At 41.9% G+C, this 21,832-nt stretch carries 18 protein-coding genes; 9 read left to right on the plus strand and 9 right to left on the minus strand.

The features are described 5' to 3' along the window. Nucleotides 1-49: 49 nt before the first annotated feature. Nucleotides 50-1,579, minus strand: coding sequence for a bifunctional phosphoribosylaminoimidazolecarboxamide formyltransferase/IMP cyclohydrolase (gene purH / locus LX92_RS03720; protein ID WP_109648905.1), 1,530 nt, complete (start codon nt 1,577-1,579; stop codon nt 50-52). A gap of 230 nt (nt 1,580-1,809) precedes the next feature. Continuing rightward, complete coding sequence (locus LX92_RS03725; RefSeq protein WP_109648906.1) at nt 1,810-2,262, minus strand: GAF domain-containing protein; 453 nt, start codon at nt 2,260-2,262, stop codon at nt 1,810-1,812. 131 nt (nt 2,263-2,393) lie between these two features. On the opposite strand from LX92_RS03725, the gene LX92_RS03730 reads away from it, so the two are divergent. The 5 genes from LX92_RS03730 (at nt 2,394) to LX92_RS03750 (ending at nt 8,677) form a co-directional block, all read left to right on the plus strand. After that, nucleotides 2,394-2,807 carry an HYC_CC_PP family protein gene (locus LX92_RS03730; RefSeq protein WP_146197793.1) on the plus strand — a complete coding sequence of 138 codons (414 nt, stop codon included), beginning with the start codon at nt 2,394-2,396 and terminating at the stop codon, nt 2,805-2,807. Nucleotides 2,808-2,903: 96 nt separating this feature from the next. Further along, nucleotides 2,904-3,470: an AraC family transcriptional regulator gene (locus LX92_RS03735; RefSeq protein ID WP_109648908.1), complete on the plus strand. Its 567-nt coding sequence runs from the start codon at nt 2,904-2,906 to the stop codon at nt 3,468-3,470. 73 nt (nt 3,471-3,543) lie between these two features. Then, nucleotides 3,544-6,039 carry a heavy metal translocating P-type ATPase gene (locus LX92_RS03740; protein ID WP_109648909.1) on the plus strand — a complete coding sequence of 832 codons (2,496 nt, stop codon included), beginning with the start codon at nt 3,544-3,546 and terminating at the stop codon, nt 6,037-6,039. A gap of 20 nt (nt 6,040-6,059) precedes the next feature. Beyond that, nucleotides 6,060-8,303: a TonB-dependent receptor gene (locus LX92_RS03745; protein ID WP_109648910.1), complete on the plus strand. Its 2,244-nt coding sequence runs from the start codon at nt 6,060-6,062 to the stop codon at nt 8,301-8,303. A 17-nt stretch (nt 8,304-8,320) separates the two neighbouring features. Further along, on the plus strand, nt 8,321-8,677 hold the full coding sequence (locus tag LX92_RS03750; protein ID WP_109648911.1) for a heavy-metal-associated domain-containing protein: 357 nt from the start codon (nt 8,321-8,323) through the stop codon (nt 8,675-8,677). Between the two features lie 214 nt (nt 8,678-8,891). On the opposite strand, the gene groL is transcribed toward LX92_RS03750, so the two are convergent. The 7 genes from groL to miaB all read right to left on the minus strand — a co-directional run bounded on the left by groL (nt 8,892) and on the right by miaB (nt 15,704). Beyond that, nucleotides 8,892-10,523: a chaperonin GroEL gene (gene groL, locus LX92_RS03755; RefSeq protein ID WP_109648912.1), complete on the minus strand. Its 1,632-nt coding sequence runs from the start codon at nt 10,521-10,523 to the stop codon at nt 8,892-8,894. 106 nt (nt 10,524-10,629) lie between these two features. Continuing rightward, nucleotides 10,630-10,908 carry a co-chaperone GroES gene (locus LX92_RS03760; RefSeq protein ID WP_109648913.1) on the minus strand — a complete coding sequence of 93 codons (279 nt, stop codon included), beginning with the start codon at nt 10,906-10,908 and terminating at the stop codon, nt 10,630-10,632. A gap of 142 nt (nt 10,909-11,050) precedes the next feature. Beyond that, entirely contained in the window at nt 11,051-11,410 is a 360-nt protein-coding gene (gene secG / locus LX92_RS03765) for a preprotein translocase subunit SecG (RefSeq protein ID WP_109648914.1), read from the minus strand. A 5-nt stretch (nt 11,411-11,415) separates the two neighbouring features. Next, nucleotides 11,416-12,363 carry a hypothetical protein gene (locus LX92_RS03770; protein ID WP_109648915.1) on the minus strand — a complete coding sequence of 316 codons (948 nt, stop codon included), beginning with the start codon at nt 12,361-12,363 and terminating at the stop codon, nt 11,416-11,418. Between the two features lie 73 nt (nt 12,364-12,436). After that, nucleotides 12,437-12,958 carry an LptE family protein gene (locus tag LX92_RS03775; protein ID WP_109648916.1) on the minus strand — a complete coding sequence of 174 codons (522 nt, stop codon included), beginning with the start codon at nt 12,956-12,958 and terminating at the stop codon, nt 12,437-12,439. A 2-nt stretch (nt 12,959-12,960) separates the two neighbouring features. Next, entirely contained in the window at nt 12,961-14,235 is a 1,275-nt protein-coding gene (locus LX92_RS03780) for a sigma-54 interaction domain-containing protein (protein ID WP_109648917.1), read from the minus strand. Between the two features lie 26 nt (nt 14,236-14,261). Then, nucleotides 14,262-15,704: a tRNA (N6-isopentenyl adenosine(37)-C2)-methylthiotransferase MiaB gene (gene miaB, locus LX92_RS03785; protein WP_109648918.1), complete on the minus strand. Its 1,443-nt coding sequence runs from the start codon at nt 15,702-15,704 to the stop codon at nt 14,262-14,264. 133 nt (nt 15,705-15,837) lie between these two features. Here miaB and LX92_RS03790 point away from each other — a divergent pair, with 133 nt between their 5' ends. From LX92_RS03790 to LX92_RS03805, 4 genes are all read left to right on the plus strand, one after another. Next, entirely contained in the window at nt 15,838-16,566 is a 729-nt protein-coding gene (locus LX92_RS03790; RefSeq protein WP_109648919.1) for a hypothetical protein, read from the plus strand. A gap of 159 nt (nt 16,567-16,725) precedes the next feature. Continuing rightward, the gene (locus LX92_RS03795) at nt 16,726-17,970 is read left to right on the plus strand and encodes an LVIVD repeat-containing protein (protein WP_109648920.1); all 1,245 of its coding nucleotides are present in this window, start codon (nt 16,726-16,728) and stop codon (nt 17,968-17,970) included. A gap of 120 nt (nt 17,971-18,090) precedes the next feature. Then, entirely contained in the window at nt 18,091-20,592 is a 2,502-nt protein-coding gene (gene topA, locus LX92_RS03800) for a type I DNA topoisomerase (protein WP_109648921.1), read from the plus strand. Between the two features lie 2 nt (nt 20,593-20,594). Next, nucleotides 20,595-21,752: a formimidoylglutamase gene (locus tag LX92_RS03805; RefSeq protein WP_109648922.1), complete on the plus strand. Its 1,158-nt coding sequence runs from the start codon at nt 20,595-20,597 to the stop codon at nt 21,750-21,752. Nucleotides 21,753-21,832 lie beyond the last annotated feature (80 nt).

The raw sequence follows: 21,832 nt of genomic DNA on the forward strand, positions 1-21,832 counted from the left end.
TTATTTGGTTTCGGTTAAAAGGTGTATTTCATCGACAAAAGTAATGAAATTAATGCTTAAAATGACGTGTGCCTGTCATTACCATCGCAATATTATTCTCATTACAATAATCGATACTCAATTGGTCCTTAATAGAACCTCCTGGCTGTATAACGCTTGTAATGCCACTTTTATGCGCAATTTCAACACAATCGGGGAAAGGGAAAAAAGCATCACTGGCCATAACCGCACCGTCTAAATCGAAATTGAACGATTTTGCTTTGTGGATTGCCTGGTTTAAGGCGTCTACGCGTGATGTTTGACCTGTTCCACTCGCGCACAGTTGTTTGTTCTTCGCAAGTACAATAGTGTTCGATTTCGTATGCTTACATAATTTTGAAGCGAAAATCAGATCCTCGATCTCACGATCTGTCGGTGCATTGTTGGTTACTTTGGACAAATCGGCCACAGTATCTGTTTTGTGGTCTTTTTCCTGAAGTAGCATACCGTTCAAACATGTTCTTACAAACATGTCTGGCATTTCGACATCATTCTGGATCAAGATGATCCTGTTCTTCTTGCCTTTCAATATTTCAAGGGCATTATCGGCATAGCTTGGTGCTATGACCACCTCACAGAATAGTTTGTGTATTTCCTCGGCAGTTGCTTTATCAATTTCCTTATTACTGATAAGGACCCCGCCAAAAGCGGAAACGGGATCTCCTGCCAAAGCATCCACATAGGCTTGGTGCAGGGTGTCCCTCATTGCCAGGCCACATGCATTATTGTGTTTTAGAATGGCGAAAGTGGGACCGTCGTTTTTAAATTCGTTCATCAGGTTTACGGCCGCATCAACATCCAGAAGGTTGTTGTATGAAAGCTCTTTACCGTGAAGCTTATCGAACATGGCATCGAAATCGCCAAAGAAGAACCCTTTTTGATGTGGGTTTTCGCCATAGCGAAGAACTTTTCCTTGGGTCTCGCTAACCTTTAAGGCAGCTATTTCGTGGTCTGCATTGAAATAATTGAAGATTGCCGAATCGTAATGGGAAGAAACGTTGAAGGATTTTGTGGCAAAGCGTCTTCGGTCTTCAAGGGTGGTTGATCCATTTCCTTTGGTGATCAGTTCCAAAACTTCGGCATAATCCTCCATTGAGGAAACACAAAGTACATCCTTGAAGTTCTTTGCTGCCGCACGGATCAGTGAAATACCACCTATATCTATTTTTTCAATGATATCTTGTTCTGAGGCACCACTCGCTACAGTTTTTTCAAAAGGATAAAGATCAACGATAACAATATCCAATTGTGGAATTTCAAATTCTTCCAATTGGGCGAGGTCGCCCTCGTTGTCCTGCCTGTTCAGGATTCCTCCAAAAACCTTAGGGTGAAGGGTTTTTACCCTGCCCCCAAGAATGGAAGGGTAGCTGGTTACCTCTTCAACCGGGACAACATCTATACCCAGGTCCTTGATGAATTTTTCAGTACCACCAGTTGAATAGATGGTAATACCAAGTTCATTGAATTTTTTTACGATAGGTTCAAGTCCGTCTTTATGAAAAACTGAAATTAAGGCCGAGGTCGCTTTTTTGGTGCTCATTTTTGTGTTGCTGGGATTAAGTTTCTAAAGCACACAAAAGTAATTTTTTTGAAGCGAACAAATGCCGCAGGTTATCAACAAAACCATGAAAGTTTTAACCAAAATTATATTAGGGCGTCGTAAACGGATATTTTTTGAAGGCAAATAGCCCTTTTCTTGCGGGATTATCAACAAGGTCATCCGAAAACAGAATACCCCAATGTGATACTGGACCTGGAATGAAACTTCCTTTAAAGGATCTTGGCGATTTCCGCATTAATATATTCCAGCAATTCCTCGTCTTTCTCGGTAAAAGGATCGGCTGTGTTCGAATCAATATCGATTTGCCCTATGTTTTCGCCATTCACAAAGAGGGGGACAACGATTTCGGCCTTTACGGTAATGCTACAGGCAATGTAATTATCCTGCGCCTTGACATCGGGAACCACAAAGTTTTGATTGCTGACGGCTACTTGTCCGCATATACCCTTTCCAAAAGGTATTATAATATGGTCGGTGGGTGCCCCGGCGTAGGGCCCAAGTTTCAGTTCTTCCTTATCCCCATTCTTAAAATAAAACCCTACCCAATCGTAATGGGTGACACTTTCTTTTAAAAAGTCACATATTGCTTGCAGGCGTTCCTCTGTACTAGCGGTTGAATCGGAAAGCAGGGTGTTTATCTTCGGCTGTAGGTCTTTCAGCATATCAAAATTTTTGGCTAAGATATTAAAATGTACTGTTTATTCGGTTGGATGTCTTAATCGTTTAAACCCAAAAAAGCGTTAATTATCCAAAGGGCAAGTCATGCTGTTTCAATAATTTGTAATTTTGCAGCGTGAAAGCTATCGCATATAAAATAACGGCAGTGTCAATGGCGCTCTTGCTCTTGGCTACTACTACCTCGTGGAAGGTGGAGAAGCACTTTTGTATGGGGCATTTGGTCGACATGGCTTTTTTTGTTGATGCGCAGGATTGTGGTATGGACATGGTTTCGGAGTCCGATTCGGTGGCTACGATAGATAAAAAATCTTGTTGTGACGATGAGGTGATTGCCATAGAAGGCCAAAATGACGTTAGACCTTCTTTTAATGATATTGATGTAGAACAGCAACCGTTCTTGGTTGCCTATACCTATACGTATCTTGGATTGTTTGAGCCTATAGCGGTTCAAAATATTCCACACAAACAATATATTCCCCCCAAAATTGTCAAGGATATCCATTTGCTTGACGATGTCTTCTTGATTTGATTCATTTTTAGTTTTTTTCTTATCACTCTTTTAGAGGTGTTTCGGTGTGTTTATATCGATACGTTCCTGTAATTTTTAATAAGCTTAAACCATAAAATGAAAACAGTATTTCATATTAAGAATATGGTCTGTGACCGTTGTAAGATGATCGTTTCCCAGTCGTTGGAAGAACTCGGTGCCACATGTGTCGATGTAGAACTCGGTACGGTAACTGTGGCATCCGATACAATACCCGATTATGAAACAATGCGTCAGGTATTGGAAAGTAAAGGTTTTGAGCTTATTGCCGATAAGAATGAAATTATCGTAGAAAGGATAAAAACGAATCTCATCGATTTTGTCGACCCCGAAAAACATGTAAAGGAAAGGAATGTCTCTGCCTTTTTATCAAAGGCATTGAACCGGGATTATTCCCTGTTAAGCAAGCTTTTTAGCAAAACCCAAGGTATTTCCATAGAGAAATATGTTATCCATCTAAAAATAGAAAAGGTCAAGGAATTCATTCAGATGAATAATTTGGGTTTTTCTGAGGTAGCCTATACAATGGGTTATAAAAGTAGCAGTCATTTGGCGCGACAATTTAAGATGGTAACCGGTTTGTCGATGTCTGAATACAAAAATTTGCAGGAATGGGGGCGTAAGTCCTTAGACCAAATTGTATAAGTCTTAACCATAACTTGTCAAATATTCACGGACGTTGTATTGTAATTTTGCAAAGTACAAAAAGTAGATACCAATGAAACATACCTATCATATTCACGGAATGAGCTGTAATGGTTGTCGGGCTCATGTTGAGCAAATCTTGGCAGGGGTAAAGGGTGTGACCAGTGTTGTGGTCGACTTGGAAAAAGCCGAAGCCGTTATAGCATCTGAAAAGGAGGTTTCCTTAAAAACATTGCAAGAGGCAATGGAAAAAGACGGTGGGCATTATTCCATTCATGGGCAAGGTGACCACCAGCATCATGAAGTAAGAAAAGAGGAAAAGCATGTCAATGGCAATGGTGTTTTTTATTGCCCAATGCATTGCGAGGGGGAAAAGACCTATGACAAACCCGGCGATTGTCCCGTATGCGGAATGGATTTGGTAGAGGAAGTAAATGCGACTAGTGCTACACCCCAAAAGTATACGTGCCCCATGCATCCGGAAATTGTACATTCTGAACCTGGCGATTGCCCCATTTGTGGTATGGACCTGGTGCCAAAACAGGTGGATGTATCGGCTGAGGATAAGAGTTACAACAGGCTTTTGGGCAAGTTTAAGATGGCAGTCGCCTTTACCCTGCCGATTTTTATCATCGCCATGTGGGGAATGTTGCCCAATAACCCCCTTCATGATATGCTACGTGTGAAGTATTGGAACTGGATTCAATTCGTACTGTCACTACCCGTTGTTTTTTATGCAACATGGATGTTCTTTGAGCGTGCTTATCGTTCGGTAAAAACATGGAACCTAAATATGTTCACGCTAATTGGCATTGGTGCCGGGGTAGCATGGTTGTTCAGTGTATTCGCCATATTGGTGCCGGACTTTTTCCCGAGTCAATTTAAAACGGATGAAGGTACGGTGCATGTATATTTTGAGGCTAGTACGGTTATACTGACGTTGGTGCTCTTTGGGCAGATGTTGGAAGCCCGGGCGCATAGTAAGACCAATTCAGCCGTTAAGGAGCTTTTGAAATTGGCACCCAACACGGCGATACGAATCACGGATGGAAAGGAAGAAACCATTGCAATAGATAAAATTTCAAAAGGGGATTTATTGCGAGTTAAACCGGGTGACAAAATTCCTGTGGATGGTGTCATCTCTGAAGGGGAAAGTGCGGTTGATGAATCCATGATTACCGGAGAACCTGTTCCCGTTCGAAAAGTAGAGGGCGATAACGTAAGCTCGGGTACCATAAACGGTAAAGGTTCTTTTGTGCTGAAGGCTGAGAAGGTGGGTTCGGAAACGTTGTTGTCGCAAATTATTGATATGGTGAACAAGGCAAGCCGAAGTCAGGCCCCTATCCAAAAATTGGCGGACAAGATCTCCGGTTATTTTGTGCCCACCGTGGTTTTCGTTTCCGTGGTCACTTTTATTGTTTGGGTCTTTTTTGGTCCTGAACCTGCCTATGTGTATGCCTTGGTCAATGCGATTGCGGTTTTGATCATCGCTTGCCCATGTGCCTTGGGACTGGCTACACCAATGTCCGTTATGGTGGGTGTGGGCAAAGGTGCGCAATCGGGGGTCTTGATCAGGAACGCCGAGGCATTGGAGCGCATGGACAAAATCGATACACTGATAATTGATAAAACAGGTACCATTACCGAGGGAAAACCATCGGTTGAAAAAGTTGGTGCCGTTGCTGGTTTCGATTCACAAAAAGTGGTGCAATATATAGTTTCATTGAACCAATATAGCGAACACCCCTTGGCCGATGCGATTGTCAAATACGGGGAGTCCCAAAATGTCGGGCTCCTAAAGGTGTCCGATTTCAACGCTGTTGCGGGCAAAGGGGTTACCGGTGAAATCGGGGGCGATTCCATAACCTTGGGTAATGGTAGGCTTATGGCTGATGCGAAGGTCAGTATTCCCGATACTTTGCAATCGGATGTTGCATCCTATCAAAAACAAGGAAAAACGGTTTCGTATTTGGCAATCGGTAAAAAGGCCGTCGGTTTTGTTGCCGTAGGGGATAAAATAAAGGAAACAAGCAAAAAGGCGATTCAAGAATTGCGATCTTCAGGTATTGCGGTGATTATGTTGACAGGTGATAACCATGACACGGCGAAGGCTGTGGCCAACGAATTGCAGTTGACCGATTTTAAGGCCGAAATGCTGCCACAGGATAAACTTGCCGTGGTGGCGCAATTGCAGGCCCAGGGTAAAAAGGTCGCCGTTGCCGGTGATGGCATCAATGATGCCCCTGCATTGGCAAAAAGTGATGTGGGTATTGCGATGGGGACAGGAACCGACGTAGCGATTGAAAGCGCTTCGATTACCTTGGTAAAAGGGGACTTGCATGGTATTGTAAAGGCATATAGGTTGAGTAAATCGGTAATGCGGAATATTAAACAGAATCTATTTTTCGCATTGATATATAATACTATTGGTATACCCGTTGCGGCCGGAGTCTTATTTCCATTGTTTGGAATACTACTGTCTCCCATGATCGCTGCGTTGGCCATGAGTTTTAGTTCGGTGTCGGTAATTGCGAATGCATTGCGATTACGTACCGTAAAAATTGATTAATAAAGTTAATAAAGAAACAAATGAATAAATATATCATAGTAATGGTTTCCGCACTTATGCCTTGGCTGGCTTTCGCTCAAGAGAAGGTGGAAGGAATGGTCATGGAGGTAAGTGAAGGGAATGAACATTTGGGATTGTCCGGGGCCAATGTGTATTGGATGGATTCCCAAATAGGAACAATGACCAATGGCGATGGCTTGTTCTCCATTCCATATAAAAAGGAATATAATAAATTGATTATAAGTTATGTAGGGTATGAATCGGATACATTGACGGTAAATTCACCTAAAACGATACATCATACTTTAAAGGCGTTGAATGCGTTGGATGAGGTCGTGGTTCATAAGAAACGGGATGCCATACAGAAAACATTCTACAGTGCCCAAAATGTGGTAACGGTGAATAGTGCTGAATTGTTAAAGGCGGCTTGTTGTAACCTTTCGGAAAGTTTTGAGACCAATCCGGCAATCGATGTCAATTTCTCCGATGCCCTGACAGGGACCAAACAGATTCAGATGTTGGGTTTAACGAGTCCGTATTTATTGATTACCCAAGAGAACATCCCGATGGTTCGGGGTGCCTCCCAGGCTTTCGGATTAACATTTACCCCGGGTACCTGGGTAGAGAGCATACAAATTACCAAAGGGGCAGGAAGTGTCGTCAATGGCTATGAAAGTATTTCGGGCCAGATCAATACCGAGTTGGTAAAACCGCTAACCGATAATGGCATTTTTGTCAATGGTTATGGCAATCAAAATGGTCGGTATGAATTGAATACCCATTTTAATAAAAAATTGACTGATACATGGAGTTCGGGCTTGTACATCCATGCAAACCGAAGGGATGAAAAAGAAGATAACAATGGAGACGGATTCCTGGATGCGCCCTTGGCAAATCAAATCAATGTGATGAACCGTTGGCAATACCAAAATCCAGAGACAGGATGGGTAAGTTTTATCAATGTCCGTTTTTTAAAGGATGAAAAGCAGGTGGGTCAGACCGATTTCGACCCCTTTACAGATAAGTTCACAACCAACGCATGGGGAGGTGAGGTTGATACCCGAAGGTTCGATTCTTCGGTGAAGTTAGGTTATGTTTTTCCTGAATTACCGTATCAGAGTCTGGGTATCCAGGGTTCCTATAGCATGCATAAACAAGATTCATACTATGGTTTCAATCAATACAATATTGATCATGAAAGCATCTATTCGAATTTTATCTTCAACTCGATTATCGGTGATACGCAAAATAAGTTCAAGACAGGATTTACCTTTGCATATGACGGATACAATGAGTTGGTGAATGTGGATAATTACGTCCGCCATGATAATTCGGTAGGAGCCTTTTTTGAATATAGTTATGACAATCTGGACAAAGTGAGTTTAACCGCCGGATTAAGGGTCGATAACCACAACCGTCTAGGTACCTTTGTAACCCCTAGATTCCATATTCGCTACACTCCGTGGGAATTGGGTAGTTTAAGGGGGTCTTTTGGAAGGGGTAGGAGAGCGGCTAATATCTTTGCCGAAAACCAACAGATTTTCGCTTCCTCAAGACAAATAAATTTGATAGGGGCCAATGGAGGAGGTATTTATGGTTTTGAGCCTGAGGATGCTTGGAATTACGGGGTTAGTTTTCTGCAAGGTTTTCTTTTGTTCGAACGCAAGGGGAATGTCACCGTTGATTATTACAGAACCGATTTCAAAAACCAGATCGTTGTCGATTACGAAAACCCCAATGAAGTGGCATTTTATAATTTGGACGGAAAAAGTGAAGCCAATAGTTTTCAATTGGAAGTGAATTATGAAGTGGTGAAGAATCTGGATTTTAGGACGGCATATAAATATTATGACGTACAAACCGATTTTAGAACGGGTCGATTGCAGAAGCCTTTACAGGCCAAGCATCGGTTTTTCGCGAATCTGGGCTACGAAACGACAGCAAGGAAGAATGGTTCACAGTGGCGTTTTGATTATACCCTGCATACCTTGGGGGAACAGCGTTTGCCTAGTACCGAAAGTAATCCGGAACAATATCGGTTAGGGGATTATTCCAAGCCCTATAGCTTAATGAATGCACAGATAACGAAAGTATTCAATAGTAATTTTGAGGTATATATTGGTGGTGAAAACTTGTCGAATTACACTCAAGATAATCCTGTTTTAGGGGCCGATGATCCATTTGGCCCAAATTTTGATACCAGTATTGTATATGCACCCATAATGGGGAGGATGTTTTATGGCGGATTTAGATTTAAACTATAACAATTAATCAATAAAAAATGAAAAGAGCGATTTTGGCAATAACCATGATGGTAATAGCTACGATGTCCTATGCACAGGAGAAGAACAAAAAAATGACCATGGAAGTCGATGGCAAATGTGTAATGTGTAAAGCGCGCATTGAAAAGGCGGCATTGGGGGTAAAAGGGGTTAAATATGCTACTTGGGACATTCCGTCACATCAATTGTCGCTCATTATTGATGAGCGTAAGACAGATCCAATGAAAATAAAATCAGCTATAGTGGCTGTAGGTCATGATACCAAGGAGTTGAAAGCCACGGAGGAAGCGTATAATTCTGTGCACCCGTGTTGTAAGTATCGGGATGATGATACCGATGATAGTCATGCACACTGATTTGTAATGGTGAGTGAAAGTAGTGAACCCATTTCCAAGATGAAGTAGGGAAATTACTTTTTAGGCAGAAACCTTAATATAGGGATACAACCATCTTTTTGGCAAAAGATGGTTTTTTTATGTGTAAAAAATAGGGGCAAGAAACGAAAAAAGCCCCATTGGGGGATTCCCAATGGAGCTTTTTAAAAGTATTAGTGTTTTGTATGCCTTAGGCTTACATCATACCTGGCATTCCGCCGCCGCCCATTGGAGGCATGGCAGGTGCATCTTCCTTAATGTCGATCAAGGCACATTCTGTAGTCAAGATCATTCCTGAAACAGATGCGGCATTTTCCAAAGCAATCCTTGTCACCTTCATTGGATCAATGATACCTGCTTTGAACATTTCGACATATTTTTCTGATTTGGCATCATAACCATAATCACCTTTACCGTCCTGTACTTTAGCTACAACAACAGAACCTTCACCACCAGCGTTTTCAACGATGGTTCTCAATGGGGATTCAATAGCCCTAGCTACGATTTGTAGACCAGTTTCCTCGTCTGCATTTTCGGCTTTTATTTTCGATAGGACGCTTTTTGCGCGAACCAAGGCAACACCACCACCGGCAACAATACCTTCTTCCACTGCAGCTCTTGTAGCGTGCAATGCATCATCTACACGGTCTTTCTTCTCTTTCATTTCAACTTCAGAGGCAGCACCAACATATAATACGGCTACACCACCGGCCAATTTGGCCAAACGTTCTTGAAGTTTTTCTTTGTCGTAGTCCGAAGTTGTAGTTTCGATTTGGGATTTAATTTGGTTCACCCTAGTCTTGATGTTTTCGGTAATACCACCACCGTTGACAATTGTTGTATTGTCTTTGTCAATGCTCACTTTTTCACAAGTACCCAACATGTCAATTGTGGTATTGTCCAAAGAGAAGCCTCTTTCCTCGGCGATAACGGTACCATTGGTTAAGATGGCGATATCTTCGAGCATTGCTTTTCTTCTGTCACCGAATCCTGGAGCTTTTACAGCGGCAATTTTCAGGGAACCTCTAAGTTTGTTCACTACCAAGGTAGCCAACGCCTCTCCATCAACATCCTCTGCGATGATCAAAAGTGGTTTTCCCGATTGTGCCACTGGCTCCAATACAGGTAGTAAATCTTTCATCGAAGAGATTTTCTTGTCGAATAAAAGAATGTATGGGTTTTCCAATTCGGTAGTCATCTTTTCAGAATCGGTCACGAAATAGGGAGACAAATATCCTCTGTCGAATTGCATACCTTCAACAATGTCAACATAGGTATCGGTACCTTTGGCTTCTTCAACAGTAATGACACCTTCTTTACCTACTTTTCCAAAAGCTTCGGCAATCAACTCACCAATAGTTTCATCGTTATTGGATGAAATTGAGGCAACTTGTTTGATTTTTTCCGAAGAATCACCAACTTTTTTTGATTGTTTGCGCAAATCGTCAACAATAGCTTCTACGGCTTTGTCGATTCCTCTTTTCAGATCCATTGGGTTTGCACCGGCAGCAACGTTCTTCAAGCCTTCTTTTACGATAGCTTGTGCAAGAACGGTGGCGGTAGTGGTACCATCACCTGCAAGATCATTGGTTTTGGAGGCCACTTCTTTTACCATTTGGGCTCCCATGTTTTCCAATGCATCTTCCAATTCAATTTCCTTAGCAACGGAAACCCCATCCTTGGTCACTACAGGAGCGCCGAAAGATTTGCTGATGATTACATTCCTACCTTTAGGGCCCAATGTTACCTTTACTGCGTTGGCCAAGGCATCAACACCTCTTCTAAGACCATCACGTGCTTCAATATCGAATTTTATTTCTTTTGCCATAATTAAAATTTTATTTTAAAATTTTAAATTCCAATAGCGAAATCCCAGTTCGCAATAAAGATTGCTTTTTGGAATTTGCGATTTATTTAGTTGGAATTTACGTTAATTAAATAATTGCTAAAATGTCACTTTCCCTCATCATCAGGTAATCGGTACCTTCTAATTTCAACTCAGTGCCAGCATATTTACCATAAAGAACGGTATCCCCAATCTTTACAGTAATTTGCTCGTCCTTTGTTCCGGGACCAACTGCAACTACTTTTCCTTTTTGAGGTTTTTCTTTAGCGGTATCTGGAATATAAATACCGGAAGCGGTTTTGGTTTCTGCTGCCATTGGCTCGATTAAAACTCGGTCTGCCAATGGTTTAATGTTAACTTTAGCCATATTTATTATTTTAAGTTGATTTTTATAACTGAATGTTATAGTCAGAAATTATGCCATTTCTTGAAAACTGACATATTGTAAAACAAAAATGCCAGCTTGTCATTCAAGCTGGCATTTTTTTGTGTTTTAAGAAACAGATAGGTTAAAGACTATCTGAAGTATTATTGGTACTTGTAGGAGCAACAGGTACTTCCTCAGGTACCGCTTCTGGAACGGTCTCCTCGATATCGCTACCTTGGAGTAGTTTGGATTCCGAATCGCTAAAGTTTCCTTTAAGTGCTATGTTGGAAGCCAAGATCAAGACAATCAGTAATGCGGAAAGAATCCATGTACTTTTATCCAAAAAGTCCCCTGTTTTCTTGACACCACCAACGACTTGGCTGCCTCCACCTCCAAAAGAGGAAGATAATCCGCCGCCTTTTGGGTTTTGAACCATAATCACTAACACCAATAGAAAGCAAACTGCGATGATAAGAATCAAAAATATTGTAAATGTGCTCATCAGTACTATGTATTTTCTTGTTGTATTTTTTCTGCCGCTTTAATACGGTCTGCAAAGAAACCACTTTTTTCTGGATATTTCAAACTTAAAATCTTGTAAGCTTGAATGGCTTTTTTATACTTTTTCTGTTCCAAGTAAACCTTGGCCAAAGTTTCGGTCATCAATTCGTTTTTATCCAATTTCAAGGATTCGGTGATGTCGATTTTCTTGGCGGTCTTTGGGGTCGGTGATATCTTGGGATTGTTTTCGATGAACTTGTCTATAAGTTCGAACTTTTTCTTTTTTAGAACATCTTTCTCCAATTGGAAATCAATATCCCCATCGTCGGGTTCTTGGGGTTCGGTTTCCGCTGGTTTTCCTTGTTCCTGGGGTTTGCGTTCAATGGTTTTTACGGTGGCCAATTGCAACCATTCACTGAAGGAATGTTTCTCTTTCTGTGTAAAAGGCAAAGGTTTTCCGATTTCAAGTTCTTTTTCGGCAATTTCCTTTTCCGCCTTGATGACCTTATCAATTTCCGGGTCTTTTGATTTAAAAAGTTTTGGATCCAGAATTTGATCGGCATCCTTTAGGTCTTGCGGTAGGGGTTTGTCCGTGGAGTTTACTATCAGCGGTATTTTTTCCTCCGTAGGGTCATTCTTTGTTTCGGCTTCCGTATGCTCTTGCCCTACGTCTGGGGTTTTGCCGGATATCGTATCCGCAATCGTGTTTTGCAAGAAATCCTTGGAGGTGATGAAATCGAACAGAATGTCGCGATCTGTGGTGTAGGCGGCAGTCTTCTTAAGGGCGTTGTTGTATTTGAAACTGTTGAGGTTCCGAAGCCCTTTTAAATGGAGAGCCCTGGCCGCTTGGAAATAAGGGTATTCTTTCAATACGTCTTCTAACTGTTTGGTCTGTATTGGAGTAACGACCTTTTCAGGGTTTTGTAATAGATATGTAAAATCCTGTACGTTCATTGTTTTATGTCAATAGCAGAGCCTTTTATGTATTCCGATTGGGTGCGGGGTGCTTTAATCGCAAACCGTGCAATTACCAATCTGCAAGGGACTCATTGAAAATATCTTGGGTAATCCGTTCAAAAATAATCTCATGCGCTTCCGATTTTACGGATGATAATTGTGCATCGGCATCATAGTCATAGAAAAACGAAAAGCGTTTTTCAAAATCGGCATCTTCCTTGGTTTTATTGTAGAATCGCACATTGACAGCAATCGACAACCTGTTTTGGGCAGCGGTTTGCTGGGCAGTTGCACTCATAGGTGAGATTCGGTATTCCACAATTTCCCCTTCGTACAATAGATCGGCATTGTTGTTATTTACCAAATCCAAACTCGTTTGGTTAAGAATCCTATCCTGCAACGCCAAGGTAAATTCCCGGTCCATACCCGGTTCAAAGGTAGAGCCTGGACTTTGGGTCGCATAGTTTTGAAAATAGTTCACTTGAAAAGTAGTGGCCGTACCCACATCGCCCCCAGTAAAATTATAGATGCCACATCCTATCATTGGGATACAAATGGCAACCAACAATATTATTTTTTTGAAGTCCTTCATGCTTACAGGTCGTATTGTTTTATTTTGCGGTAAAGCGTACGTTCCGAAATGCCCAGTTCTGCAGCTGCGGCTTTTCGCTTGCCCTTGTTCCTTTCCAATGATTTCTTGATCAATTCCACTTCCTTTTCCTGTAAAGATAGGGTTTCTTCCTCTTCTATTTCCTCTGCGAAATGGTACTTGTCTTCCACAGGGGGTGGATCATAACTCTGTTGTTCAACAATGGGTTCTGGAAGTCTTAAGACCTCCATGGTTTCGTTTTCCTGCTCTTCGTAATCCTCATCACTATTTGAACCGTAGATTTTCTGGATCAGGCCTTCATTCTCTTTCTGCACCTTTTGGGTGTCTTTGTTCTTCAGTAATTCCAAGGTCAATTTTTTCAAATCGGTAAGGTCTCCCTTCATATCGAATAAAACCTTGTACAGGATTTCCCGTTCGTTACTAAAATCACTACCGCTCTTACTTTGCCCCACCACGGCAGGTAAACTGGAGTTCCCCGTATTGGGTAGGTAACTGTTTAAGGTGTTGGCCGAGATGATTCTTTCCCCTTCCAATACGGATATCTGTTCTGCTATATTCCGCAATTGTCGAATATTCCCAGGCCAGCGGTATTTGAATAGTAATTGTACGGCATCGTCCTCTAAGCGAATGGTGGGCATTTTGTATTTCTGCCCAAAATCGGAGGCGAATTTCCGAAATAATAAATGGATGTCTTCCTTGCGTTCGCGAAGGGGGGGTATGTTGATTTCGACCGTACTTAATCGATAATATAAGTCCTCCCTGAATTTTTCCTTTTGAATAGCCTTGATCATATCCATGTTGGTGGCCGCAACTATACGAACATCGGTTTTTTGGACTTGGGAGGATCCCACTTTCAGGAACTCCCCATTTTCGAGTACCCTTAAAAGTCGAACTTGTGTCGTCAAAGGTAACTCCCCGACTTCATCCAAAAAGATGGTGCCCCCATCGGCAACCTCGAAATAGCCGCTTCGGGTGGAGGTTGCTCCTGTAAACGACCCTTTCTCATGGCCAAATAGCTCACTGTCAATAGTTCCTTCAGGAATTGCACCACAGTTTACCGCGATGTATTTTGCGTGTTTTCGGTGAGACAGGGAGTGAATGATCTTAGGAATCGATTCCTTACCTACCCCACTTTCCCCAGTGACCAGGACGGAAATATCGGTAGGGGCAACCTGTATGGCCTTCTCTAAGGCCCGGTTGAGTTTGGGGTCGTTCCCAATGATTTCGAAACGTTGTTTTATTGCTTGTACACCTTCCATAGTATTCCTGTGACTCAAGTATATTATTAATTTTCACTAAGACCTACCGCTTCGCCGATTAGTGTGGCAGAGGTACAGTCATTGATCTTGACATTTACAAAATCCCCCAACTTATAATTTTCTTTAGGAAAAACAGCAACTACGTTCTGTGAGTTACGACCCCTCCACATGGTGTCATCCTTCTTAGAGGTACCTTCGATCAAGATTTCCTGGATCTTGCCTACATGCCTCTTTGTTCTCAACATGCAATGTTCCCGTTGTAGGGCAATGATTTCTGAAAGCCTACGCTGTTTTACTTCATTGGGCACATCATCCTTCATTTTTCGGGCGGCCATAGTGCCTGGGCGTTCTGAATATGAGAACATATAGCCGTAATCGTACTTGACATAATCGAGGACGGCCAAGGTAGCTTGGTGGTCTTCTTCGGTCTCGGTAGGGAAACCGGAAATCATGTCATGGGACAAGGCCATATCGGGAATGATTTTTTTGATATCGTCGATCAGCGCAAAATACTCTTCTATCGTATGTAAGCGATTCATCTCCTTTAGGATTCGATTACTTCCGCTTTGTACTGGCAAATGAATGTGGTTACAGATATTGCGATGCTTTGCCATGGTCTTAATGACGTCCAGATTCATGTCCTGTGGGTTCGAAGTTGAAAACCGGATACGCATTCCAGGTTGTGCCAAGGCGACCATGTCCAATAGATCGGAAAAATCAACCGCTGTTGCAATTTGCATCTCGGAAGCCTTTGCAAAATCTTTTTTGAGTCCACCACCATACCATAGGTAACTATCGACGTTCTGTCCGAGTAAGGTTATTTCCCTGTAGCCCTTATCCCAAAGATCGTTTACCTCGTCGATTATCGATTGGGGGTCTCTACTGCGTTCACGCCCCCTTGTAAAAGGTACAACGCAAAACGTACACATATTATCACAGCCCCTGGTAATCGATACAAAAGCACTTACCCCATTGGAGTTTAGTCTTACCGGGGAAATGTCTCCATAGGTTTCATCTTTGGAAAGAACCACATTGACAGCATCGCGGCCCTCATCGATTTCTTGGATGAGGTTGGGTAGGTCTTTATAGGCATCAGGGCCTACGACCATATCGACGATCTTTTCCTCTTCGAGCAATTTGCTTTTAAGACGCTCGGCCATACAGCCCAAAACACCTACTTTCAAATGGGGCCTGTCCTTTTTTATGGCATTGAATTTCTCGAGCCGTTTTCGTACAGTGGCTTCGGCCTTTTCCCGAATTGAGCAAGTGTTCACCAATACCAAATCGGCAAGTTCCAATTCTTGGGTGGTATTGAATCCTTCATTGGCCAAGATCGAGGCCACGATTTCACTATCTGAAAAATTCATAGCGCACCCGAAACTCTCTATATATAGATTTCTTGTGTTTTTTTTATCCTTTTTTAAGGAGAGGGCATCCCCCTGAATTGATTCATCAATGATTTTCTCCATATATTGACCCCTAGCTTAATAATGGGGGCAGCAAAGATAGTGCTTATTCCAATTTAATGACAATATGACAGTATATTTTAGTACTATTTTAGGTTTTCAATCGTTTAAACCACTGCTTTAAATTGAAGTCATCATGAATTTCACAACATTGTCAAATACAATTGAGGAAAGTAATCCGTTGGATTTTGGTTCCATATTCAGTAAATCCATTGAATTGTTCAAAAATGTCTGGTTACAGGGATTTATAGTGGTTATACTTACCTTTGTGACCATTATCCCTTTCTATGTTTTGGTTTATGTTCCGTTATTGATTGCCGGGATATCAGATCCTGAAATGTTGAAAAGTGAACAGGTGCCCCCGGTACTTTTAGTATCCATGGTGGTGTTGGTACCTTTAATGCTTTTAGGTATCATGACAGTAAGTCTTTTGCTTAATGCGGCATTCTTACGCATTTGTAGGAATAAAGATTTGAACCTGACGTATACCGACAATTACTTTTACTACTTTAAGAAATCATATGCCTTAAAAGCATTCTTTCTTTCCTTGATTATGTTGGGGCTGATCTCATTGGGGATGTTGGCCTGTGGCTTGGGTATTTTTTACTTGATAGTGCCCATCTCATTAATGCCGGCATTCTTGGCCTTTGATGGGGAGTTGACGGCAATGGAGATCGTGAAATCAAGTTTTTCCCTTGGCAACAAAAATTGGTTGGTGATCTTTGGGTTGATCATCATCATGGGGTTGGTGGCTGAATTAGGGATTTTGCTCTGTTTTGTTGGGGTCTTCTTTACGGCTATGTTAGCCAAGATCCCTGTTTATTTTATGTATAAGGATGCTATTGGGTTTTCTTCAGAGCCCTGATTTTTTTAGTCGTAAGTTTTTTTACGCAACGCTACTGCCTAGATTGTATCTAATGGATATAACCATAAAATGATTATGAAATGGCCAAATAGATTCCCGATGTCTTGTAGGGTCTTTGTTTTTGCGTTATAGCTGATCTTTTATACTAAAAATTTTCCCATGAAAAAGAATTTGTTGCTACTTCTGTTTGTAGCCTCATTGGGCTTGGTGTCTTGTGAAAAATCCGATGACGGAAAATATGCCGATTATTTGGTGGCCAAACCCTTGACCATAAGCAAGTCTGAATTTAAGAACAGTGTTGATGTCGTGGCCCCGGCACCTATAAAGGAATCCGGGAAAATCTATGCCTATCGGGATTATATTTTTGTGAATGACAAATATCGGGGCGTTCATGTTATTGATAACAGTGACCCGTCTGCCCCAAAAAAGATCTCGTTCATTAAAATTGCGGGTAACGTGGATATCTCGATAAAGGATGGGTATCTATATGCCGATAGTCTTATGGATTTGGTGGTTCTCGATATTTCGGATATCACCCATATCAAAATAGTCACACGTTTGGATAATGTACTTCGGGACAACGTGGTATGGCCCGCTGCTGATTTTTATGAATATGATGGTTTAGATTATGATAATGAGGTTTTGTTGGGTTGGGAAACGGTGACCGAACGAAGGCTGGTCACGGAATTTGAGGAAAGATTCACCGTGGACGGGGAATTTTTCGCAAATGCCGAAACCGTCAGTGATGCCTCGGTAGGACAAGGGGGGTCATTGGCCCGTTTTAAGATCGTGGGGGATTATCTCTATGCCGTTGACAGCCATACGATCAATGTTTTCAATATACAGGACTTGGAAGCCCCTCAAGACATGGAAGACGTTTATGCCGGTTTTGATATTGAGACTATTTTCAATCGGGATCAGTATTTGTTTTTGGGAAGCATGCGCGGAATGTATATCTATGACATATCCTCCCCGGCCACACCGACTTTCGTTTCTGAGTTTCAGCATGGTACTGCCTGTGACCCCGTGGTGGTCGATGGGGATTATGCCTTTGTGACCTTGCGGGGTGGTAATCGGTGTGGGGCAACCGAAAGTGGACTTTTCATCGTAGATATCTCTGATATTGCCAACCCTGAATTAACGATTAGCTATTCTTTGGATGGCCCCTATGGTCTTGGTGTTAAAGGAGATAAGCTGTTTGTTTGTGATGGTGATTCCGGATTAAAGGTATACGATAAGTCCAATGTTGAGGATTTGGTAAGCTTGAATCATTTTAAGGATATCAATACCTTCGATGTCATTCCATTGGAAAATTCGTTGCTTATGGTGGGTGAGGATGTGCTATATCAATATGAATATCTAGAGGATGATATTAAATTGATAAGTACCTTGGAATTGGATTGAAAATTGAATTGTTTATACATTTAAAAGCCCGGTAATTCTTGGGCTTTTTTAGTACATATATATAAGGTAGCGGCTGTAATTAAAAAAATCAACTACTTTTGTGTCACGAAAAATCGATGAATGGCAAAGAATTTAGTTATTGTAGAGTCGCCGGCAAAGGCAAAGACCATAGAGAAATTTTTAGGTAAGGATTTTAAGGTAGAGTCAAGTTTTGGACATATTGCCGATTTACCTTCAAAGGAATTGGGTGTTGATGTTGACAATGGTTTTAAACCCAAGTATATAGTCGATAAGGAAAAGAAGGCCCTTGTAAAAAAACTAAAGGATTTAGCGAAAAAAGCCGAGACCATCTGGTTGGCGAGTGATGAGGACCGGGAAGGGGAAGCCATATCATGGCATCTTTCCGAGACCTTGGAATTGGACAAGAGCAAGACCAAAAGGATCGTTTTCAATTCGATCACCAAATCAGCGATACAGAAGGCCATTGAGAATCCACGGGAGATAAATTATAATCTAGTGAACGCCCAACAGGCCAGAAGGGTGTTGGATCGTTTGGTAGGGTATCAGTTGTCCCCGGTACTTTGGAAAAAAATAAAACCAGGACTCTCTGCAGGTCGTGTACAGTCGGTCGCTGTGCGATTGATTGTGGAGCGCGAACGTGAGATCGAGGCATTTACCCCAACAGCTTCTTTTAAGATCTCTGCTGAGTTTAAAACGGAAAGTGGTAGTGTGTTTACCGCTAAATTGGGGAAAACGTTTGCGACTAAGAAAGAGGCTGAGGCCTTTTTAAAGAAAAACATCGAAGCAGGTTATTCCATAGGAAACTTGGATAAAAAGCCTGCGAAAAAATCGCCATCCGCGCCATTTACCACATCGACCTTGCAGCAGGAAGCTGCACGGAAACTCTATTTCTCAGTGGGTAGGACCATGCAGGTAGCACAACGTTTGTATGAGGCGGGACTTATCACCTACATGAGAACAGACAGTGTCAACCTTTCCGGTGAGGCGATTACTGCGGCAAAAGATGCTATTGTTGATAATTACGGGGAGGAATACAGCACTGTAAGGAACTTCAAGGGGAAGACCAAAGGGGCACAAGAGGCTCACGAGGCCATTCGACCTACGGATATGACAAGACAATCCCCTTCGTTGGAGCGGGATCAATCCAAGTTGTACGATTTGATTTGGAAAAGGACCATTGCATCGCAAATGAGTGATGCCCAATTGGAACGTACCAATGTAAAAATAAAGGCTACTACACATAACGAGGAATTCACAGCGAATGGTGAGATAATCAAGTTCGATGGTTTTCTGAAAGTATATATGGAAGGGCTCGATGACGAGGATATCTCCGAAGAGCAAGAGGGAATGTTGCCCCCGATGAAAGTGGGCGATACGCTATATAATAATTTTATTACTGCCACTGAGCGCTTCACCAGGCCTCCATATAGGTTTACCGAAGCTACCTTGGTTAAAAAGCTTGAGGAACTTGGGATAGGAAGACCTTCTACCTATGCGCCAACCATATCAACCATCCAGAATAGGGGTTATGTTGAAAAAGGCACTGTTGATGGTGTCGAAAGAAAATATATCCAGTTTGTCCTTAAGGCAGGTGCGGTAAAAGAAAAGGAATTGGTTGAGGCCGTTGGGTCCGATAAAGGTAAAATGGTGCCAACCGATATAGGAATGATCGTCAATGATTTCCTTGTCAGCCATTTTTCGAATATCCTGGATTATAACTTTACAGCCAAGGTCGAAGAGGATTTTGATGAAATCGCGCACGGTGAAGAGGATTGGCAAAAAGTGATGAGTGATTTCTACAAGGATTTCCATCCTACGGTTCTCGATGTTGAGGAAAATGCCGATAGGGCCAGTGGAGAGAGGGTATTAGGCAAGGATCCGAAGACAGGTAAACAGGTCTCGGTTCGTTTGGGAAGATTCGGGCCAATGGTGCAGATAGGTACCGTTGATGATGAGGAGAAACCACAATTTGCCAGTTTGGCCCCGGACCAATCCTTGAATACGATAACATTTGAAGAGGCGATGGACCTGTTTAAACTCCCTAGGAAGTTGGGTGATTTCGAAGGTGAGGAAATTGAAGCCAATGTAGGTCGTTTTGGTCCCTATGTGAAATTTGGTAAAAAGTTCGTTTCATTGGCCAAGGGTGAAAGTGCCATGGATATTTCCTTGGATCGGGCCATAGAGCTGATCAAGGAAAAACAGAAAGCCGATGCACCGATTGCATCCTATGAGGATAAGGATGTGGTTAAAGGGGTTGGGCGTTTTGGACCGTTTATCAAATGGGATGGCATGTTCATTAACGTGAACAAGAAATATGATTTTGATAATCTTACCCAAGCTGATATAGAGGAGTTGATCGAAGCCAAAAAGCAAAAGGAAATCGATAAGCTCGTACAGGAATGGCCCGAAGAGGGAATCCGTATCGAAAAGGCTAGATGGGGAAGACATAATATATTAAAAGGAAAAGTAAAGGTTGAGCTCGCAAAAACCGTTGATGCGGCAAAGATGTCCTTGGAAGAAGCAAAGGCGTTGATTGAAAAGAAATCCCCTAAACGAAAAACAAAGGCGAAACCTAAAACAAAACCTAAAGCTAAAAAATAAGTATGGCATTCGATTTTTTGGTTCCTGTAGAAGATAGGGTATTGGCCCATACCGAATTACTGCCCCCACAGGCCCTTGGAAGACATATTTACCCCCACACCAAGAAGGAAGGCCTACCTGTTCTTGCGAATGCCACCATCGCCATCCTGGGCGTTAAGGAGTCTCGCAATGCCTTCGAGAAAAAAACCGAGAAATTAGATGTTTCCGCGATTAGGATACAGTTGTACAAGCTATTGTTGGGCAATTGGGATTCAACCATAGTTGATATGGGTGATATAGAGGAAGGTGAAACCGTTGATGATACGTATTTCGTCGTAAAGGAAATAGTGGCCGGCTTGCTTGAAGAGAATATTATCCCCGTTATTTTAGGAGCGACCCAAGATATCACATATCCCGCATATCGTGCTTTTGACGGTATAAAGGATATGGTCAATTTAGTGGCTATCGATAGCCGTTTTGATTTTGGGATGGAAGATGAACTGATATCTTCCCATTCCTATATGAGTAAGATTATTACGGATAAGCCCAATAATCTCTTTAATTTCTCGAATTTAGGGTATCAGAGTTATTTTAATGCCCAAGAAGAGAAAGATCTAATGGATCGCCTTTTTTTTGATGCCTATAGGTTGGGTGAATTAATAAACGATATTTCCCTGGCAGAACCTGTTTTGCGTAATGCACACATGGTAAGCTTGGATACGCGGTCTATCAAATCGAGTGAAATAGGGGTGTCTCCCAATTTTTCACCCAATGGTTTTGATGGTCGTGAAATTTGTGCCATTGCAAGATATGCAGGGTTAAGTGATAAGGTCAGTATCTTTGGTATCTATGAAATGGAGAACATTGACCAATCATGCCAATTATTGGCACAGATCATATGGTACTTCATAGAAGGGGTGAATTTTAGGATCGAGGAATCCCCTTATTCAAGAACAGACGATTTCACAAAGTATACCGTACCAACCGATACTGAGCAGTTGGTCTATTATAAGAGCCATCTTACCGAAAGATGGTGGGTAGAGGTACCTTCAATTTTGACTTCACATACTAAAGCCAATTCGGTTGCGTTATTACCTTGCACCGAACAGGACTATTTTGATGCATGCAACGAGATTATTCCTGAAAGGTGGTTTAAGGCTTACAGAAAAGGCTTTAACTGATTAAAAAAAAGTAGACGATAATTGTATAACATACAATAATTTACCCAAAACGTAGTTTTAGAGAGTAGAATAATAATTGT

Origin of the sequence: Maribacter polysiphoniae (assembly GCF_003148665.1) — a bacterium.
Taxonomy (GTDB): domain Bacteria; phylum Bacteroidota; class Bacteroidia; order Flavobacteriales; family Flavobacteriaceae; genus Maribacter_A; species Maribacter_A polysiphoniae.

Bases quoted from the DNA above. Each gene is read 5' to 3' on its own strand.
- purH (WP_109648905.1), bottom strand. From the start codon at position 1,579: ATGAGCACCAAAAAAGCGACCTCGGCCTTAATTTCAGTTTTTCATAAA.
- LX92_RS03725 (WP_109648906.1), bottom strand. From the start codon at position 2,262: ATGCTGAAAGACCTACAGCCGAAGATAAACACCCTGCTTTCCGATTCA.
- LX92_RS03735 (WP_109648908.1), top strand. From the start codon at position 2,904: ATGAAAACAGTATTTCATATTAAGAATATGGTCTGTGACCGTTGTAAG.
- LX92_RS03740 (WP_109648909.1), top strand. From the start codon at position 3,544: ATGAAACATACCTATCATATTCACGGAATGAGCTGTAATGGTTGTCGG.
- LX92_RS03745 (WP_109648910.1), top strand. From the start codon at position 6,060: ATGAATAAATATATCATAGTAATGGTTTCCGCACTTATGCCTTGGCTG.
- LX92_RS03750 (WP_109648911.1), top strand. From the start codon at position 8,321: ATGAAAAGAGCGATTTTGGCAATAACCATGATGGTAATAGCTACGATG.
- groL (WP_109648912.1), bottom strand. From the start codon at position 10,523: ATGGCAAAAGAAATAAAATTCGATATTGAAGCACGTGATGGTCTTAGA.
- LX92_RS03760 (WP_109648913.1), bottom strand. From the start codon at position 10,908: ATGGCTAAAGTTAACATTAAACCATTGGCAGACCGAGTTTTAATCGAG.
- secG (WP_109648914.1), bottom strand. From the start codon at position 11,410: ATGAGCACATTTACAATATTTTTGATTCTTATCATCGCAGTTTGCTTT.
- LX92_RS03770 (WP_109648915.1), bottom strand. From the start codon at position 12,363: ATGAACGTACAGGATTTTACATATCTATTACAAAACCCTGAAAAGGTC.
- LX92_RS03775 (WP_109648916.1), bottom strand. From the start codon at position 12,958: ATGAAGGACTTCAAAAAAATAATATTGTTGGTTGCCATTTGTATCCCA.
- LX92_RS03780 (WP_109648917.1), bottom strand. From the start codon at position 14,235: ATGGAAGGTGTACAAGCAATAAAACAACGTTTCGAAATCATTGGGAAC.
- miaB (WP_109648918.1), bottom strand. From the start codon at position 15,704: ATGGAGAAAATCATTGATGAATCAATTCAGGGGGATGCCCTCTCCTTA.
- LX92_RS03790 (WP_109648919.1), top strand. From the start codon at position 15,838: ATGAATTTCACAACATTGTCAAATACAATTGAGGAAAGTAATCCGTTG.
- LX92_RS03795 (WP_109648920.1), top strand. From the start codon at position 16,726: ATGAAAAAGAATTTGTTGCTACTTCTGTTTGTAGCCTCATTGGGCTTG.
- topA (WP_109648921.1), top strand. From the start codon at position 18,091: ATGGCAAAGAATTTAGTTATTGTAGAGTCGCCGGCAAAGGCAAAGACC.
- LX92_RS03805 (WP_109648922.1), top strand. From the start codon at position 20,595: ATGGCATTCGATTTTTTGGTTCCTGTAGAAGATAGGGTATTGGCCCAT.